Below are 18,729 nucleotides of genomic sequence, written 5' to 3'. Positions count from 1 at the left end.
CGTTTGGAGAAAACATCATGGGCACTGTAGAACAAATTACCGAACATACCCGGCATCTGCCAGAACCTGCACAGCGTGAAATCCTGCATTTCGTCGAATTCATTCTGAGCAAATACAGTCGGACATTCACACCCGCATTGACTACCAAACGTCCTATCGGGCTGGCAAAAGGAGAGTTCAAGCTATCTAGCACTTTCTTTGAGCCACTACCCGATGAAATGTTTGATGCCTTTGAGGGACGTTAACCAATGCGCTTATTGTTGGATACCTGCACATTCCTGTGGCTAATCTCGGATGATGACAACCTGAGCGCAAAAACCCGCGACCTTTTCCAAATGCCTGAAAATGAAGTCTTTCTCAGCTCAATTTCATTCTGGGAAATTAGCGTCAAATACCAGCTTGGCAAACTGCCATTGCCGGAAGCACCGAAGCTCTACATCCCGCGCAAACGCGACCAACACCAGATTGCTTCATTGAGCCTGCACGAAGATGCCATACAACATTTGTCCAGCCTGCCGGATATTCACCGTGATCCTTTTGACCGTATACTGATCTGCCAAGCCATCCAGAATGATCTGGTGTTGCTCACCCCTGATCCGCTGATTCACAAATACCCGGTCAAAGTAGACTGGTAGCCACGGAGAATCAAATGCCTGACCTCTTCCTCAGCTACGCCCACGTTGACAAACATTGGGTAGACACCTTCGCCGCCCTACTCGAACAGCGCGTCAACCAATACGTAGGGCGAGCCAAACCCGACCGCCTCTGGAAAGACAACCGCTTCAGCGGCAACACCGCGATTTCCCCCGAAATTGAGGCGCAACTCGCACAAGCTCACTGCCTCGTCAGCTTCCTATCCCCCGGCTACCTCGCCTCCGAATGGTGCAAGTACGAACTCGCCACCTTCAGCACCCGTGTCGGCAAAAATTCCGGGCGCATTTTCTGCATCGAACTCGACCACATTCCGCAAGAACGCAAACCCGCCGCATTCACCCCCACACTCGGCTACCGCTTCTGGTGGCAAGACCCGCAAAGCAAACGCACCTACCCGCTAACAACAAATCACCCAGACTTTGAAACTCGCCTAATTGATCTCGCAAAAGACATCGCCACCACACTGCAAGAAAATCCCCCTCAATCCCCCTTTTGCGAGGGAAGCCAAGAACCAGCACAACTAATAAACACTTTTTCCTCCCCGCTTTGCAAAAGGGGGGCTGGGGGGGATTTCTCTTCCCAGCAAGCCCGCCGCAAATTTCTTCAAACCAAACTCGAACGCCTACAAGCCCAATACGACCTAGAAACCCGTGTCGAAGAACAAATGCGCATGGAAAAACTCATCGCCGAAACCCAAGCCACCCTCCAACAACTGTAGGGGCGTATTGCATACGCCCTCTTCATTCCTTACCCCTGAAACCGCATCGACAAATCCACCGCCCGTACATGCTTGGTAATTCCGCCAATCGACACGAAATCCACCCCCGTTTCCGCAATCGCCACCAACGTTTCTGGGCTAACCCCACCAGACGCTTCCAACGGAATCTTCCCCGCCGTCACCCGCACCGCTTCGCGCATATCCGCAAGGCTATACTCATCCAACATAATGATGTCAGCGTGTGCCGCCGTCGCTTCCGCCAATTCCTGCAAATTCTCAGTTTCCACTTCCACCAGAATACCGGGATGTAACTGCCGCGCCTGCTGAATCGCCTTTGTGATCGACCCCGCCGCCATAATGTGGTTTTCCTTAATCAACACCCGATCATACAAACCCATGCGGTGATTCGTCCCGCCCCCACACAATACCGCGTATTTTTGCGCGGTACGCAAACCGGGCAAGGTTTTGCGCGTATCCAAAATCCGGCAAGCGGTATGCGCCACCAAATCCACATACCGCCGCGTCGCTGTCGCCGTCGCCGACAAGGTTTGCAGAAAATTCAACGCCGCCCGCTCCCCACTCAAGATAGAACGCGCACTGCCCCGCAAGGTACATAGCAGCGCATTGGCTGCCACCCGCTCGCCATCTTGATACTGCCATTCCACTTGCACGCTTGGGTCAAGCTGGCGGAACACTTCATCAAACCACGCCACGCCGCACAACACCGCGTCTTCGCGAGAAATCACCGTTGCACTGGCTTGCTTATCCACCGGAATCAGCCCCGCAGTCACATCGCCCGTGCCAATGTCTTCCGCCAAAGCCCGCGCAACCGTTGCTGAAATATCGTTAGGTAATTGCATGAAAACCTCAAATAAAAATGGGAGGCTAAGCCTCCCACCAAGTGCCCCTGACTCCTCAGTCAGATCCTATTGGATGCGGGTAATGCCCATCATCTTCAAAATAGACTTTTCGTAGAACGGTTCGGAACTGCCTTTTTTCATCTTGCGGATGAAGTATTTCTCGAACGCGATCTTCGCCATGTGTACCCACTTGCCCTTTTTAAACCAAGCCACGTTACGCGGTGGAATCTGTGGCAGTGCGACAAACGCAGCACCCGTGTCACCCATGTCCGCCAAACAGATGGCGTTCCAAGTGGCGGTGGTGTGCGGCTCTTTACCGGCTAACTCATCGGCAATGTTGTGTACCAAAGAAGTGACCATGGATTCAATCATGTATCCGGTCTTCGGTGCACCTGTAGGGACAGGCGTAGCTTCTACCGGCGGAATGGCAATGCAAACACCCGCAGAATAGATGTTTTTGTATTTCGGGCTGCGGTGCAATTCATCCACAATCACAAAACCACGCGGGTTACACAGACCTTCCACCGCTGCAACCGCATCCACACCTTTGAACGCTGGCAACATCATCGCCATGTCAAAATCAAGGACGTGTTCTTTCTCGACTTCACCTTTATTGGTCATCTCCGTGACGTGCATTTTACCGGCTTCAACCTTGGTGGTTTTCGCATTGGTAATCCACGCCATGTGATGGTTGCGCAATTCGGATTCGAGCATTCCCTTAGAATCGCCCACGCCCCCCAGACCCAAGTGACCGATATACGGTTCAGAGGAAACGTAAGTCATTTTGAATTTGTGACGCAGCCCACGCTTACGCAAGTCCGCATCCACAATGAAGGCGAATTCATACGCCGGACCAAAGCAACTTGCGAACGGCATTGCGCCCACAATGATATGCCCCGAACCCTTGGTCAACAGCTTTTGATAATCGACATACGCATCTTCCGCGTGCGTCACATCACAAACAGACTTGGTATGACCACCGTGCGGGCCTGCACCTTCAACTTCTTGGAAATACAACTTCGGGCCAGTCGCGATAACCAGATAGTCATATTTTACGGTTTGACCGTCAGCCAAATGCAAGGTACTGCCTTCAGCATCAATCTTTTCGCAGCGACTGCAAATGAATTTAATGTCTTTCTTGGAAAGGTATTTTTCAATGGGAAACGTGATGTCTGAGCGGGTACGCCAGCCAACAGCAACCCACGGGTTTGAGGGTACGAACTGGAAGTAATCACGCTCGTTGACGACCGTGACTTCATGCCCTTTACCGAGCATTTCTTTCATCTCATAGGCGGCAGGCATTCCACCAGTACCAGCGCCGAGGATTACGATATGAGCCATTAATGCGAACTCCTAACTATTGAATGAGGGGGATTGATTTAATTATGAGATTTGTACTTGCCAGCGTTTCCCAGAACAAACAGAATCACACCACAAAACAAGCTCTAGGTCAATGTTATCCTTACTTATCAAAACATTAGCTCGAACTAATATACTATAAAAAAGATATACTTCCGCCCTCATCACACGCCATAATTTGTACATGAATACAATCACTGTTTATCTGGTTGGCGGTGCAGTCCGCGACCAATTATTGGGTTTACCCCTCAAAGACCGCGACTGGGTAGTCACGGGAGCCACGCCTGCGGCCATGTTGCAGCAAGGTTTTAAACCCGTGGGCAGCGATTTCCCGGTTTTTTTGCACCCGCAAACCAGCGAGGAATACGCGCTGGCGCGCACCGAACGCAAAACGGCAAAGGGTTATCACGGCTTCCAATTCCATGCCGCCAGCGATGTCACCTTGGAACAAGACCTTGCGCGGCGTGACTTGACCATCAATGCAATGGCGCAAGATGCCAGCGGCAAGCTCATTGACCCTTACGGTGGGCAAACCGATTTGCAGCAACGTTTATTGCGCCACGTATCCGCAGCATTTGCCGAAGACCCGGTGCGGATTTTGCGGGTAGCGCGGTTTGCGGCACGGTTCGCCCCGCTGGGTTTTCAAGTTGCCAGCGACACCCAACGCCTGATGCAACAGATGGTCGCGGCGGGCGAAGTCGATGCCTTAGTGCCGGAGCGCGTCTGGCAAGAAACCGTCAAAGCGCTATCCGAACCCACCCCCGCCCGCTTTTTCGAGGTATTGCGCGATTGTGGCGCATTAGCCGTATTATTCCCCGAACTGGAGCGCCTGTTTGGGGTGCCGCAACCCGCGCAATACCACCCGGAAATTGATTGCGGCATTCACACCCTGCTGGTGTTGCAACAAGCGGTAAAACTGAGCGCTGACCCGGAAGTACGCTTTGCTGCCCTCACCCACGATTTGGGCAAAGGGCTGACACCCAAAGAAATACTGCCCAGCCATCACGGGCATGAACGCCTTAGCCGCGAACTCACGACACAGTTATGCGAACGCTTAAAAATCCCCAATCGGTTTCGCGAATTGGCGGAACACGTCGCTGAACAGCACGGTCGAATCCATAAGGCACTGGAATTGCAACCCAAAACCGTGTTGAACGTGCTGGAAGTCACCGATGCATTCCGCAAGCCCGAACGTTTCGCGCAATTATTGCTGGCGTGTGAAGCGGATGCCAAAGGGCGTACAGGCTTTGAAAGCCGCCCTTACCCGCAAGCCCACTATTTTCGGGAAGCGTTACGGGCGTGTCAGCAAGTGGATGTGCAAACGGTTATCCAAGCCGGTTTCCAAGGGGTGCAAATCAAAGAGGAATTGCACCGACGGCGTATCGAAGTTATCAAGCAAATCCGCAAGGAATCTTGATATTCGCCCGCAGTAGCCGCATATTGGTGATAGCCTAGGATTATGAAAAATGTTGAGGAATTGTCATGATGGAAGAAAGAACCGCGTCATTCGGCATTGGTCAGGTGATTCACCACCGCCTGTTTAACTATCGTGGCGTCATTTTTGACGTTGATCCCGATTTCAAAGGCACCGAAGAATGGTTTCAGAAAAACGTGGAAGCCGGTAGCCCAACCAAAGAAGAGCCGTGGTATCACGTCTTGATTGACCAAGATGGGCGCGTTGCTTACGTTGCCGAACGCAATCTGGAAGCCGAGGAAACGGTCGAACCCGTTGAACACCCCTTGCTGGAAAACTTTTTCACCGGCTTTGCGGGCGACCATTATCAGGCACGGCAGACGCTGAATTGATGGCATGGGATTGGTTAAACCATTCCAGTTACTTGGCGGCTTTTCTGGTCGGGTTGCTGGGCGGTGTCCACTGCCTCGGCATGTGTGGCGGCATTGTCAGCGCCTTGACGTTTAGCTTGCCCGCCGCCCAACGCAATCATCCTGCTACCCTATTCCCCATCTTGCTGGCGTACAACACCGGGCGTATCGGCGGGTATACGCTTGCGGGGGCATTGGCTGGCGGTATAGGCGCGGCATTCCTGTCATTGGGCGGGTTGGACAGTATGCAGCACGGTCTGCAAGTGTTCGCTGCCTTATTTACCATCGCGCTGGGATTGTATTTGGCGGGTATCTGGGCAGGTGTGGCGCAAGTGGAAAACGCGGGGCGCACCTTATGGCGGCACATTGAACCGTTGGGGCGGCGTTTCATGCCGGTGAATTCCCCTGCGAAAGCGTTGCCACTGGGATTTGTGTGGGGCTGGTTGCCGTGCGGCTTGGTGTACAGCGTGCTGATTTGGACGTTATCGGCGGGCAGTGTCGCCAAGGGTGCGTTGCTAATGCTGGCGTTTGGGTTGGGGACGTTGCCGAACCTGTTGCTGATGGGCGCGGCGGCGGCGAAGCTTGCAAAATTTACCCGCAACCAAACCGTCAAACGGGTCGCCGGTTTGCTGGTAGTGGGGCTGGGATTGTTATTGTTATGGCAAGCGTTTTAAACCAACCAGTCCGCCATCCACAGACGTAAGCGTAAACCCCAACCGGAGGTTAGCCCGACTTCACGGAAACGAATGATGCCTTCCTCATCCAGCACGTAACTGGTAGGTACGCCTTTGATGCCGTATTGCCCCGATAATGAACCGTCTTCATCCACAATCGTGACCCACTCGGTGATTTTTTCGCGTTCCATGTAACGCTGCACTTCCTCAGCACCGCCCGATTGAAACGCAATCGTGATCACTTTCCAGTCTTTGGCAATGCCGCTAATGCTGCCTTGTTCCAATTCGCACATCGGACACCAACTTGCCCAAAAGTGCAGCAATACGGGCTTGCCACGGTAATTATCAAGGTGGATGACGTCACCATTCAAGGCAGTACGCTCAAAATCCGGGGCTTCGCCGTCGAGCATTCCGCGCTGCTGCCAAGTGCGCACCCCGAAAATGATCGCGAGGATAATCAGGGCTTCTAGCAACCAGCGTGGCCAACGGCGTTTTTTGGGTGGCTGGTCGTCATGATTCGAGGTGTGTGTGCTCATCGTCATCCGTTCGTGTTTATTGAATGCGGCGATTGTAGCACACCGTCATAAAACCGCCGCCCACCACATTCTTTCCCGCTAATCTGCTTTTCATTGCCGCCAAGATTAATTTTATGGATTATGTACTAGTAATATTGCGCAGTTACCAAACCCGTAATGCGCAAACACTCATTTTGACTGTATATAAATTAATAACAAATACGCTAACCGGGGGACTTCCTGATGAAGGGTTCTACTACTCAATCGCACACAACATTCGTGGCACAACCGCTGTCTGCTTTCACGCGCTGCATACGCTTGGCGTTAGGGCTTACCGTGAGTGGTGCTGTTTTGGTTTCACCTGCTTTTGCCGAGGGCACAAAGCAGTGGGCTCCGTCTTCCAGCCACTTCGCCGCATTAGGAGCAATGGAGAGCAATGGTGGTTCCGCCTACCCATTTGCCGGATATGAGCAACCAAAAGAGCGGCGTCTGCATATCCATATTGCTGATCCAGCGAACGAAATTGTTTACGTTGGCCTCGGCAAACTCACTGGCAATGCAGGCAATGATATAGATTTCAACTTTTATTGGCGTATTGTGGCACCCGATGGTTCTGTCGTGCATGGTTCGTCGCTGGCGGGTGGGGCGCAAGCAAATATTACCAGCCATGCTCAGGCAGTTGCCGGGCCAAGTGCCTTGGATCCTGCTGGCTATTCAACGTCGGGGAACTGGACATTCGACCCCGCGATAGCAGGAAAAGGGGCAGGCGATTACTACATTGAGTTTGACCTCAACGATAATGCAGCCTCTGCTGGTTCATATACCGAATCCGGTTATGCCCCAAGCAACGCAATGAATATCAAATGGTTTGATATTACTGTAGCGACGAAAGGAGGATCACCCCAAGCACTTGATGGACGTGTGTGGTCTAAATCTTGGGGGGTGCGGACGAATGACCCGGCGGTTTTCCCAAGTGCCCCTTTCGGCACACCATTCAACGGCAGTATGTATGCTTACGACAGCAACAACTTTGTCACCATGATTAACTTTCTAGGCTCTGGTCTGCGTCCACTGCAAGGCCAGTTCTCATTTAACAACACAGGTACCGGCTCAAGCGGCAATAAGGCAACAGACCGTAAATCTGTAAATGACGTCAATAGTGGCACCCCCCAACACAAGATATTCCTGAACCCACCGGATACCAATATTTATCCATTAGGCGTGGATGGCTCATTACAGAACCTGCCACTCTCCATAAATGACACCAACAACGCCAGCATCAAAATAGAAGCTACCCAGCCTGGTTCAGTCGAAGTCGTACTGGATATCAACAAGGATGGCTCATATACCGCTGGCATTGACCGTCGTTTGATTGAGAATGTTACCGCTGGTGTAGATTCCGTACCATGGGACGGTAAGGATGGCGCAGGAAATAAAGTAGCAAAATCCAGTTTCCCAATTGATGTCAAAATTGCCTATACCCAGGGTGAAACCCATTTTACTGCTTACGACGTTGAAGGGTTGGACAATGGTTTTGAGGTTTTCACTCAAACCAGTGGTGGCTCGTCAGGGCCAAACCTGTTGTTCTGGGATGACTCAAACATTTTGGATGACCCCGGCAGTACGCCAGACAGAGGGCAGGTAAACGTTGACGCAGGTAACACCCTGCGCCGCACATGGAGCCTCAACCCCTATGGTGACCTGAACACCATCAACACCTGGTGGTTTGCCTACCGCGATTACGAAAGTACCGTCCTCAACCTTGCTCCAGCGGTGGAGCTATCTGTAGCCACAGCTTCCGATGCCGAAGCAAGTGGTGGCAATCTGCCTGTCCTGGTAGTAAGCGGCAATTTGCTAACAGATGCAACGGTGGAAGTGGCACTCAGCGGTACGGCTGTGAGCGGCACAGACTACAGTCCAGCAACTGGCCCCATTAGCATCACCATTCCAGCAGGCAACTATGCCGACACCCAGATTCCTATCCCTGGTCTGACCATTACGAATGAAAGTGTGGTGGAAAGTGATGATACTCTCATCCTGACACTGCAAAACCCTGCTAATATTGCCATCGATGATGCCAACGCTAACGGCACAACTATTGATCAAAGCACTTACACCATCGTCAACGATGATTTCAACACCCCGCCAGTGGCCACCAATGACAGCGGCACCACCCAGGAAGATATTCCGTTCAATGGCACTACCCTACTGGTCAATGATAGTGATATTGATAACGACACGCTGACTATTAACACAACACCAACAACCGGCCCAAACAACGGCTCGGTGGTTATCAATGCCAATGGCACATACACATACACACCCAACCCGAACTTCAACGGTGCTGACAGCTTTGTTTATGCAATTTCCGATGGTAACGGTGGCACAGCTACTGCGACTGTCACCATCACGGTTACCCCGGTCAATGACCCGCCAGTAGCCACCAATGACAACGGCACCACCCAGGAAGACATTCCTTTCAATGGCTCCACCGTACTAACCAACGACAGCGATATTGATGGCGACACGGTGACTATCAACACCACGCCGGTGACCGACCCGACCAATGGCTCTGTGCTTATCAATCCGAATGGCAGTTACATCTATACGCCGGATCAGGATTTCCATGGCACAGACAGCTTTGAATACGAAGTTTCCGACGGTAAGGGCGGAACAGATACCGCGACAGTCACCATCACGGTTAATCCGGTCAACGATAATCCGGTTGCCGTCAATGACAGCGCCACCACGGCGGAAGATGTTGTCCTGCATGGTTCGACCATCCTGATCAACGATAGCGACGTGGACGGTAATACCCTAACGGCAACAACAACACCTGTCACGCTACCTGTGCACGGCATCTTGGCTCTGAACAGTAATGGCACTTACACCTATACTCCTGAACAGAATTACAACGGCACTGACAGTTTCGTTTACGCAATTACAGACGGAAACGGTGGCACTGCGACTGCAACCGTCGACATCACCATTACGCCTGTGGATGACCCACCGGTCATTACCTCCATCAACAACGTTACCTACCCTGAAAACGGCACTGGTACAGCACTGGACGTACAATCCACCGACCCTGATGGTGATACTGAAAACGCTGGCCTGACGTACAACCTGAAACCGCTGTACGATGGCGGCCTGTTCACGATTAATCCGAATACCGGTGCAATCACTTTCAACACGCCACCTGATTACGAAAATCCGCTGGATGCCAACGCTGACAACGCCTACATCATCATGACCGAGGTTTGTGACAGCACCAACCTGTGCACCCAGCAGGTGGAAGTCATCGTGGTCACCAACGTGGTGGAAACCAGCCCGCCCAGCATTATCAGCACCATCGCCCAGATCCCGGAAAATCAGGCGTTTGTCACGGATATCGACGCAAACGACCCAGACCCGGATACCCTGAGCTTCGCCATTACGGGTGGAACTGATGCAGCACTCTTTACCATTGACCCGGATACCGGCGAACTGAGCTTCCTGAGCGCACCGAGCTTTGAAAGCCCAGCCGATGCCGATGGCAACAACAAGTACGAGCTGGTCATCACGGTGACGGACAACACCGCACCTGACCATACCGACAGCCAGTCGCTGCAAGTCGTCGTGACCAACACCAATGAAGCGCCTGTCATTTCTTCTGATGGTGCCAGTGACACTGCTGCCCTGACTCACGATGAAAACGCCACTGCTGTAACGACAGTGACGTCTGCTGATCCGGATGCTGGCGATACGATTACCTACACCATCAATGGCGGAAGTGATGCAAACCTGTTTAGCATTGATCCTGTCACGGGCGAACTGCGCTTCAAGACCACACCGGACTTTGAAAACCCGAGTGACAGTGATGGCAACAATACTTACGTTGTGCAGGTCATGGCCGATGATGCCAACAGCCTGTTCGACTTGCAAACACTGACCATCACTGTCAACGACATCAATGACGCACCTGTCATTACCTCCGATGGTGGTGCAGCCACCGCCAACGTACACGTGGATGAGAACACCACCGTAGTAACCACAGCCACCAGTACGGATCAGGATGGCGATACACCTGTTTACAGTATTACTGGCGGTGTGGATGCTGCCCTGTTTACCATTGACCCTGCCACTGGGGCATTGACCTTTACCGCTGCGCCAGACTTCGAAAATCCAACTGACGTAGCTGGTGGCACATCTGCTACTGGCGACAACGTGTATGAAATCGAGGTCACCTCCGATGACGGCAATGGTGGCACTGATGTACAAACCCTGAGCGTCACGGTCGGTAACGTCAACGAACCCCCTGCCATTACCTCTGATGGTGGCGGCGATACCGCAGCCCTTAACGTGAATGAAAATACTATAGCCGTAACCACCGTAATCGGTGCTGACCAGGATACTGCCAACATCCTCACCTATAGCATTAGTGGCGGTGTAGATGCAGGCTTGTTTGCCATTGATCCAGCTACAGGCACGCTGACCTTTGTGACAGCCCCGGACTTCGAGAACCCGACTGATATAGCAGGTGGCACAAGCGCCGCTAGCGACAACGTGTATGAGATCGCCGTCACGGTATCCGACAGTAATGGTGGCACAGATGTGCAAACCCTGTTGGTAACGGTGGCCGATGCCAACGAAGCGCCAACCATCACCTCCAACGGTGGCGGTGATACGGCTACGGTAGGAGCGGCTGAAAACCAGACCGCTGTCACCACCGTAACGGCTGAGGATCAGGATGCAGGCGACACCCAGGACTTCAGCATCAGCGGCGGTGCGGATGCAGCTCTGCTGAGTATTGATCCAGCAACCGGCGTACTCACGTTTATTGATGCGCCTGACTTTGAAAATCCAAGCGATACGGATAAGAACAATGTGTATGAAGTTAGCGTAACGGTGACGGATGAGCAGGGTGGTGCGGATGTACAAACATTGTCGATTAGCGTTACGGATGCTAACGATGCGCCAGTGATTACCTCCAATAGCGGCGGTGATAGCGCAGAATTGCCTGTGGACGAAAACACCACAGAAGTGACCACCGTTACGAGTACTGATCAGGACGGTGATACCCCCACTTACAGCATTGGTGGGGGTGCTGATGCAGGTTTGTTCCAAATTGACCCGGTAACTGGTTTAATCAGCTTCAAAATCGCACCCGATTTTGAACATCCGCAAGACAGTAATAACGATAACCGCTATGAAGTCATCGTTACCGTAGAAGATGGCAAAGGTGGCACTGATGAGCAAACATTGCTTATTGTTATTCACAACGTCAACGACCCACCAACGATTATTTCCAACGGTGCTGGGGATACTGCCAGTGTGACATCTGACGAAAATCAAGTCGGCGTGACCCTCGTAGATGCTGAGGATGATGACGGTGACACGCTCACTTACAGCATTAGTGGCGGCGCAGACGCTGCACTGTTCGCGGTGAATAATGTGACAGGCAACTTAGTCTTCACCAAAGCGCCCGATTTTGAAAAACCCACAGACAGTGATCGCGATGGCGTTTACCAAGTAGAAGTCAAGGTGGTGGATGGCAAAGGCGGACAAGACACTCAACTCGTTAACGTGACGATTATTGATACCAATGAACCCCCTGCCTTTACCAGCCATGAGGGTGCTACTTCAGCCACGGTGAACGTTGCGGAAGAGCAACTTCATGTAACCACCATGACAGCGGAAGACCCCGACCAAGGTGATAATCTCAGCTACTCCATTACCGGCGGCCCTGATTTCGGCTTGTTTGCGGTTGACCCGAATACAGGTGTCTTAACGTTCAAAACTGCCCCAGATTATGAAAAACCAGCCGATGCTGATAAAAATAATCAGTATGTGGTGGAAGTCACCGTCAGGGATAGCAACGGGCGTTTCGATGTACAAACCCTGACGGTGACAGTGCAAGACACGAATGATGCGCCACAGATCACCTCTAACGGTGGTGGTGTATTGGCTGATCTTGCTGTGCCAGAGCAAACAACACCAGTCACAACCGTCATATCGGTTGATGCTGATAATGACAATGTGACTTACAGCATTAATGGCGGTGAAGACAGTACATTGTTCAGCATTAATCCACAGACAGGTGTACTGACCTTTGTCACAGCACCGCTATTCACTACACCTACCGATGCTGACAACAACAATATCTACAATGTTGGGGTATTGGTTAATGACGGCAAAGGTGGGCAGGATACCCAAGTGCTGAACATTACTGTACAGGACACCAATGATGCCCCAATCATTACCTCCGATGGTGGTACACCCACAGCCGCGTTGAGTGTGGAAGAAAACACCCCTGCTGTCACAACCGTTACAGCAACAGACCCGGATGGTGATACCTTAAACTACAGCATGAGTGGTGGCGCAGATGCCAGCCTTTTCACCTTAGACCCGGTAACAGGCAAACTGACATTCACCAACGCACCAGACTTTGAAAACCCGGCAGATAGTGATCAAAATAACCGTTACGAGATTAGCGTGACTGCTACCGACCCCAATGGCAAACAATCTAGCCAAACGCTAACGATTACGGTCACAGATGATAAGCAGATTGCCCTGAATGTACGAGCCTTCCTGCAAGGTGCTTATGTAGCAGGTACTGGCATGATGACCGATCACCTACGTCTTCAAGGTATTATTCCAATGGCGCAACCTTATACGCTTGGCCTAATCCGTTACAGCGGCAACGAAACCTTAAACCCTGCTATCGCGGGTATTGAAGGCAAGGACGCACCAGTGGACTGGATGCTGGTCGATTTACGCGATGCCACCCAACCAGCTACCATCATCAAGACTCAAGCAGTGATGTTACAACGCGACGGTGATTTGGTTGACCCACAGACTGGCAGTAACAAACTGATCTTCAAAGATACCTTAGCAGGCGATTACCTCGTGAGTGTGCGTCATCGTAACCACTTAGGTGTCATGAATGCCAGTACGATACGGTTGAGTGATACCACCACATTGGTCGATTTCACCACCACCGCAACGGCAACCTATGGTAACAATGCACGCCTAGAAACCACTCAGGCTGCGCTATTATGGGCAGGTGATGCCAACCAAAGCCAACAACTCATTGCGAATGGTCCATTTAACGACACCAACTTAGTATTGGGTACAGTACTCAGTGATACGAAGAATAGTCAGGCTAATAGCAACTATCGTTTGTACGGTTATATATCAACTGACTTGAATTTGGACGGGATTACGCTGTTCGCCGGTCCTAGTAATGACGTCAACATCTTATTAGGAAATGTATTGCTACATCCCAATAACAGTACAGTTGCCGCTAATTACATCGTGAACGGCACACTTCCCAAATAATGCCATCTCCTTTCCACCTATCCCTAAAGCTCAAGCCGAAGGGATAGCGTGGTTAACAATATCCATTTATCAGTAAAAAATTAACTTGCATCTAAAAACATTTATCATCGCTATACCATAACAATGGGCTAACCCAACTGGAGACTATCAATGAAAACAACTAAATCCCTACGCCACGCTTTGACACTGAGCAGCGCACTGGCTATCGCTTTGACAACCGGCAGCCTGATGGCAGCCGACACCGCAAAAGTAGCGAAAACCCCGAAAGCAGAAGCCGCAGCGACTGACATTCTCACTTACAAAATCGCCTTGGCAGAAGACGGCAAAACCTACCAAGTGATTATGAAACCGTCTGTCACCCCAAAACCGGACATCAGTTTGACCGGGCAAGTTACCATCAAAGCCCCACACGACAGCGGCTTTGCCGTGACAGGTCTGACGAGCGCAGTCGAAGGTTCTAACTGGGTCGAAGCCTCCCGCGTGGATGCGCCGAAAGAAGACGCGAAAAGCGACTACATTTCCTTCTCTTTCGTGGGTTTGCAAGGCGCGAGCGCGCGTAACTACAACTGGGAAGCAGGCAAAGAACAAGTCGTGTTCAGTTTCCAAAATGCAGACGGGTGTGTCGACGGCGTTTCCTTGATGGCGAAAGACGATGCCTTCAATGCCGCACCGAACTCCGCCAACACCAATCCCGGCAACCAGTTCACCAATTTGGGCTGGGGTTCCGTCAGCGACAACCATTACGCTGGCAATGAAGGCGCGGCAATTAGCTGTAAAAAATAATACGGCTTTGTTTTACGCAATACTCGATTAAGCATTATAAAAATTAGCGAGAGAGTCCACTTATGCATTCCACAGCACTTCGCAAATACCTTGGGTTGAGCGCCTCCGTCCTGTTACTCGCGGGTAACAGTGCGTGGGCAGCGCAAACCTTGGAATACAGTATCCGTTGGGATACCAAAGATGACCGTTACCATGTTTTCATGAAACCCAACGCGACACCGTCGCCCAAAGACATGAGCATGACGGGGCAATTCACCATTCGCGTTCCCCACGCGACGGGAGCCAGCGCATTCACAGTTGATGACCCTGCCATCACTGTCACCAATACCATTTGGTCAAATGACTCGCGCGTCGATGCGCCGGTTGAAGATGCCGCCGTCGACTATTTGTCGTTCAGCTTGAATATGATCAAATCGGATGCTTTCCAATGGAAAGCGGGCGAAGAAAAAGAAGTCTTCAACTTCAGGAACGCGGGCGCGTGTTTGGGGCCGGTTGCCTTGATCGACAACCAAAACGACCCTTTCAATAAACCGCTATTGAACGGCGGCAACAACTCCGAAGGCACTAACCCCGGCAACCAATTCACCAACTTGGGTTGGGGCGGTTCCGATGAAAATAACTATCTGAGCAATTACGGCACGGCAGCGGATTGTAGCGACAGCTTAGACAGTGACAAAGACGGCCTGAAAGACGGTGTGGAAAAAGCCATCGGCACTAACCCACTGAATCCCGATTCTGACGCTGACGGCATTCCTGACGGCGTAGAAGCACCCGGCGGTGCAACCACTGACACCGATGGCGACAAGCTTATCAATGCCATGGATCCTGATGACGATGGCGACGGCGTATTCACCAAAAATGAAAATTACAACGGCGGCACCCCGGCGGATGATGATAGCGACGGCGACAAAATCCCCGACTATCTGGACGTGGATGACGACAATGACGGCATTCTTTCCAAACAAGAAAATAATGACATCAACACCGACGGCTCGCCAACCGATGCCAAAGACACCGACGGTGACAAGATTCCAGACTACTTGGATAACGAAGATAGCCGTCCTGACACTGACAAAGATGGGATTAAAGACGCGGACGATCTCGACGACGACAAGGACGGCATTTTGGATACCGCTGAAGGCGCTGGCGTCACCGATACCGACAAAGACGGCACGCCCGATAGCTTGGATTCCGACAGCGATAACGACGGCGTAATCGACGCTATCGAAGGCCATGACGCTAACCACGATGGCAAAGCCGATGTTGTACCCGCTGGTAAAGATACCGACAAAGACGGTTTGGACGATGCGTTTGACCCCGACAATGGCGGCAAAGCGGCTACCCTGCCGGATTTGGATGGCGATAAAATTCCCGATTTCCAAGACCGGGATGATGATGGGGATGGCCTGCCTACTACCGCAGAAGATGCCAACACCGATGGTGACACCAATCCATCCACCGCCATAACCGACACCGACAAAGACGGCGTACCCAACTATTTGGATACCGATGACGACGGCGACGGCAAACCTTCCGCGACAGAAGGCAATGACCCGGATAAAAACGAATCCCCCACGGATGCAACTGACGTTGATGGCGATAAAATTCCCGACTACTTGGATGCCAACGACAAAGACGGCCCCAAAGGTGACACCGACGGTGATGGCCTGAGCAACGCCGACGAAACCAAAGCCGGTACTGACCCCACCAACCCGGATACGGACGGCGATGGTATCAACGACAAAGTTGAAGTTGGCGCAGACCCGGCGATTCCTGTCGATAGCGACAAAGACGGCACGCCCGATGCCAAAGACACCGACGATGACAACGACGGCGTTTTGACCAAAAACGAAAACTACAACGGCGGCACCCCAGCGGATGACGACAGCGACGGTGATAAAATCCCAGACTATCTGGATACTGACGATGACGGCGATGGCAAACTGTCCAAAGACGAAAACAACGACCCGAACAAAAACGGCTCCCCAGACGATGCCAAAGACAGCGATGGTGATAGCAAGCCCGATTATTTGGACAAAGACGACACCGACGGCCCTAAAGGTGACCCGGACGGTGACGGCGTAACCAACGCAGACGAAACCAAACTCGGCACTGATCCAAAAAACCCGGACACTGACGGCGACAGCCTCAAAGACGGCGAAGAAGTCACCAAAGGCACCGATCCGAAAAACCCAGACACTGACGGCGATGGCATCAAAGACGGCGAGGAAGTTACCAAAGGTACTGACCCGAAAAACCCGGACACTGACGGCGATGGCCTCAAAGACGGCGAAGAAGTCACCAAAGGCACTGATCCGCTGAAACCGGATACCGACGGTGACGGCCTCAAAGACGGTGATGAAATCAAAGCCGGTACTGACCCACTGAACAAAGACAGTGACGGTGATGGTGTTGACGACAAAACCGAAGTCGGCGCGGATCCTACCAAACCCATCGACACCGACGGTGACAGCAAGCCCAACGCGCTGGATACCGACGATGACAATGACGGCATTTTTACCAAAAACGAAAACTACAACGGCGGCACGCCTACCGATGACGACACCGACAAAGACACCAAACCCGACTATTTGGACAGTGACGACGACGGTGACGGCAAAGTTTCTCAAAACGAGAAAAATGACCCCAACGGCGACGGCAGCCCTGTGGACGCGGTGGATACCGACGGTGACGGCAAGCCAGATTACCTCGACATTGATGAAACCAACGGCCCGAAAGGTGACCCGGATGGTGATGGCGTAACCAACGAGGATGAAGCCAAACTGGGTACCGATCCGAAAAACCCGGACAGTGACGGCGATGGCCTCAAAGACGGTGAAGAAGTCAAAGCAGGCACCAACCCACTGAATAAAGACAGCGACGGTGACGGCATTGACGACAAAACCGAAGTCGGTGCAGACCCCGCCAAGCCGGTGGATAGCGATGCTGACGGCAAGCCGAACGCCGTGGATGCCGATGATGACAACGATGGCATCATGACCAAGAACGAAAATTACAACAGTGGCACGCCGCTGGATGACGACACCGACAAAGACGGCAAACCCGACTATCTGGATACCGACGACGACGGCGATGGCGTTTTGACCAAGGATGAAAAACCGGACACCAACCAAGACGGCAGCCCGCTGGATGCCACCGACGGTGACGTGGACGGCATTCCTGACTACTTGGATACCACCGTCGATGCGGTCAAAATCCAAGTCAAAGCCATGTTACAAGGCGCTTACAACAGCACCAGCAAATTGATGCAAGACGACTTGCGCACCAAGACGCTACTGCCATTGAGCCAGCCTTACAATATCGGCACCATCAAGTACGCGGGTAAAGAATTGGCAGCGGCGGCACAGTTTGCTGTCACGGGTAACAATGCGCCGGTTGACTGGATATTGGTAGAAGTGCGCGATGCCACCACGCCAACCACGATCAAAGCACGGGTAGCGGGCTTGATACAACGCGATGGCGACATTGTGGATGCAGCAACCGGCAGCACTTCGCTGATGTTGACGGGTTTGGTACCGGGCACTTATCACGTTTCGGTGCGTCATCGTAACCATTTGGGGGTCATGACCGCTGCGCCGGTAACGATTGCCGCCGGTTCCGTGCCCAGCATTGACTTTACCAAACCTAGCACCACGGTCTACGGGAAAGAATCCCGGATTCTAGCCAGTGGTGGCACCGTGTCACTGTTGTGGGCAGGTAATGCGAATACGGATGTTCGCGCGATTGCCAACGGCCCTTCCAACGACACCGGCGTGATCTTGGGCGATGTTTTGCTGGCAAAAGAAAACTTGTCGGTGAGTACCAACTTCCGTCTGGCGGGTTATCAAGCCACGGACATCAATATGGACGGTACAACTATCTTCGCAGGTCCATCTAACGATGTGAACATGCTGCTGGGTAACGTCTTGTTGCATCCGGGTAACAGCACTTTCAGTGCCAACTACATCATCAATCAGCAATTGCCTTGATGATCAACGGTCTGGGGGCGGGTTTCCCGCCCT

General features: G+C 52.2%; 12 protein-coding genes. 9 read left to right on the top strand and 3 right to left on the bottom strand.

Features of this window, described 5'->3' with window-relative positions; genetic code table 11:
- The first annotated feature begins 17 nt into the window (after window positions 1-17).
- From L3K52_05865 to L3K52_05855, 3 genes are read left to right on the top strand one after another with little or no spacing between them, the layout of a single operon-like run.
- On the top strand, window positions 18-245 hold the full coding sequence (locus L3K52_05865; GenBank protein UOG93257.1) for a DUF2281 domain-containing protein: 228 nt from the start codon (window positions 18-20) through the stop codon (window positions 243-245).
- Window positions 246-248: 3 nt separating this feature from the next.
- Window positions 249-635 (top strand): type II toxin-antitoxin system VapC family toxin, encoded by a 387-nt coding sequence (locus L3K52_05860; protein ID UOG93256.1) that lies wholly within the window; start codon window positions 249-251, stop codon window positions 633-635.
- A 14-nt stretch (window positions 636-649) separates the two neighbouring features.
- Window positions 650-1,372: a toll/interleukin-1 receptor domain-containing protein gene (locus L3K52_05855; GenBank protein UOG93255.1), complete on the top strand. Its 723-nt coding sequence runs from the start codon at window positions 650-652 to the stop codon at window positions 1,370-1,372.
- 29 nt (window positions 1,373-1,401) lie between these two features.
- On the opposite strand, the gene nadC is transcribed toward L3K52_05855, so the two are convergent.
- Both nadC and L3K52_05845 read right to left on the bottom strand, forming a co-directional pair.
- Window positions 1,402-2,232 carry a carboxylating nicotinate-nucleotide diphosphorylase gene (gene nadC, locus L3K52_05850; GenBank protein UOG93254.1) on the bottom strand — a complete coding sequence of 277 codons (831 nt, stop codon included), beginning with the start codon at window positions 2,230-2,232 and terminating at the stop codon, window positions 1,402-1,404.
- Window positions 2,233-2,298: 66 nt separating this feature from the next.
- The gene (locus L3K52_05845; GenBank protein UOG93253.1) at window positions 2,299-3,573 is read right to left on the bottom strand and encodes an NAD(P)/FAD-dependent oxidoreductase; all 1,275 of its coding nucleotides are present in this window, start codon (window positions 3,571-3,573) and stop codon (window positions 2,299-2,301) included.
- A 211-nt stretch (window positions 3,574-3,784) separates the two neighbouring features.
- Between L3K52_05845 and L3K52_05840 the strand changes: the two genes are divergently transcribed.
- The 3 genes from L3K52_05840 to L3K52_05830 all read left to right on the top strand — a co-directional run bounded on the left by L3K52_05840 (window position 3,785) and on the right by L3K52_05830 (window position 6,089).
- Window positions 3,785-5,008, top strand: a complete 1,224-nt coding sequence (locus L3K52_05840) for a multifunctional CCA addition/repair protein (protein UOG93971.1) — start codon at window positions 3,785-3,787, stop codon at window positions 5,006-5,008.
- Window positions 5,009-5,073: 65 nt separating this feature from the next.
- Window positions 5,074-5,397: a heat shock protein HspQ gene (gene hspQ, locus L3K52_05835; protein ID UOG93252.1), complete on the top strand. Its 324-nt coding sequence runs from the start codon at window positions 5,074-5,076 to the stop codon at window positions 5,395-5,397.
- Window positions 5,397-6,089, top strand: a complete 693-nt coding sequence (locus L3K52_05830; protein ID UOG93251.1) for a sulfite exporter TauE/SafE family protein — start codon at window positions 5,397-5,399, stop codon at window positions 6,087-6,089. The genes hspQ and L3K52_05830 overlap by 1 nt, the downstream gene beginning before the upstream one ends.
- On the opposite strand, the gene L3K52_05825 is transcribed toward L3K52_05830, so the two are convergent.
- Window positions 6,086-6,625: a protein disulfide oxidoreductase gene (locus L3K52_05825; GenBank protein ID UOG93250.1), complete on the bottom strand. Its 540-nt coding sequence runs from the start codon at window positions 6,623-6,625 to the stop codon at window positions 6,086-6,088. The genes L3K52_05830 and L3K52_05825 overlap by 4 nt on opposite strands.
- Before the next feature lie 222 nt (window positions 6,626-6,847).
- On the opposite strand from L3K52_05825, the gene L3K52_05820 reads away from it, so the two are divergent.
- From L3K52_05820 to L3K52_05810, 3 genes are all read left to right on the top strand, one after another.
- On the top strand, window positions 6,848-13,924 hold the full coding sequence (locus L3K52_05820; protein ID UOG93249.1) for an Ig-like domain-containing protein: 7,077 nt from the start codon (window positions 6,848-6,850) through the stop codon (window positions 13,922-13,924).
- 150 nt (window positions 13,925-14,074) lie between these two features.
- Window positions 14,075-14,707, top strand: coding sequence for a cadherin (locus L3K52_05815; GenBank protein ID UOG93248.1), 633 nt, complete (start codon window positions 14,075-14,077; stop codon window positions 14,705-14,707).
- Between the two features lie 62 nt (window positions 14,708-14,769).
- Window positions 14,770-18,696: a hypothetical protein gene (locus L3K52_05810; protein UOG93247.1), complete on the top strand. Its 3,927-nt coding sequence runs from the start codon at window positions 14,770-14,772 to the stop codon at window positions 18,694-18,696.
- Window positions 18,697-18,729 lie beyond the last annotated feature (33 nt).

This window comes from Candidatus Thiothrix sulfatifontis (assembly GCA_022828425.1).
GTDB lineage: Bacteria > Pseudomonadota > Gammaproteobacteria > Thiotrichales > Thiotrichaceae > Thiothrix > Thiothrix sulfatifontis.
This window is presented reverse-complemented; position numbering and strand designations above follow the sequence as displayed.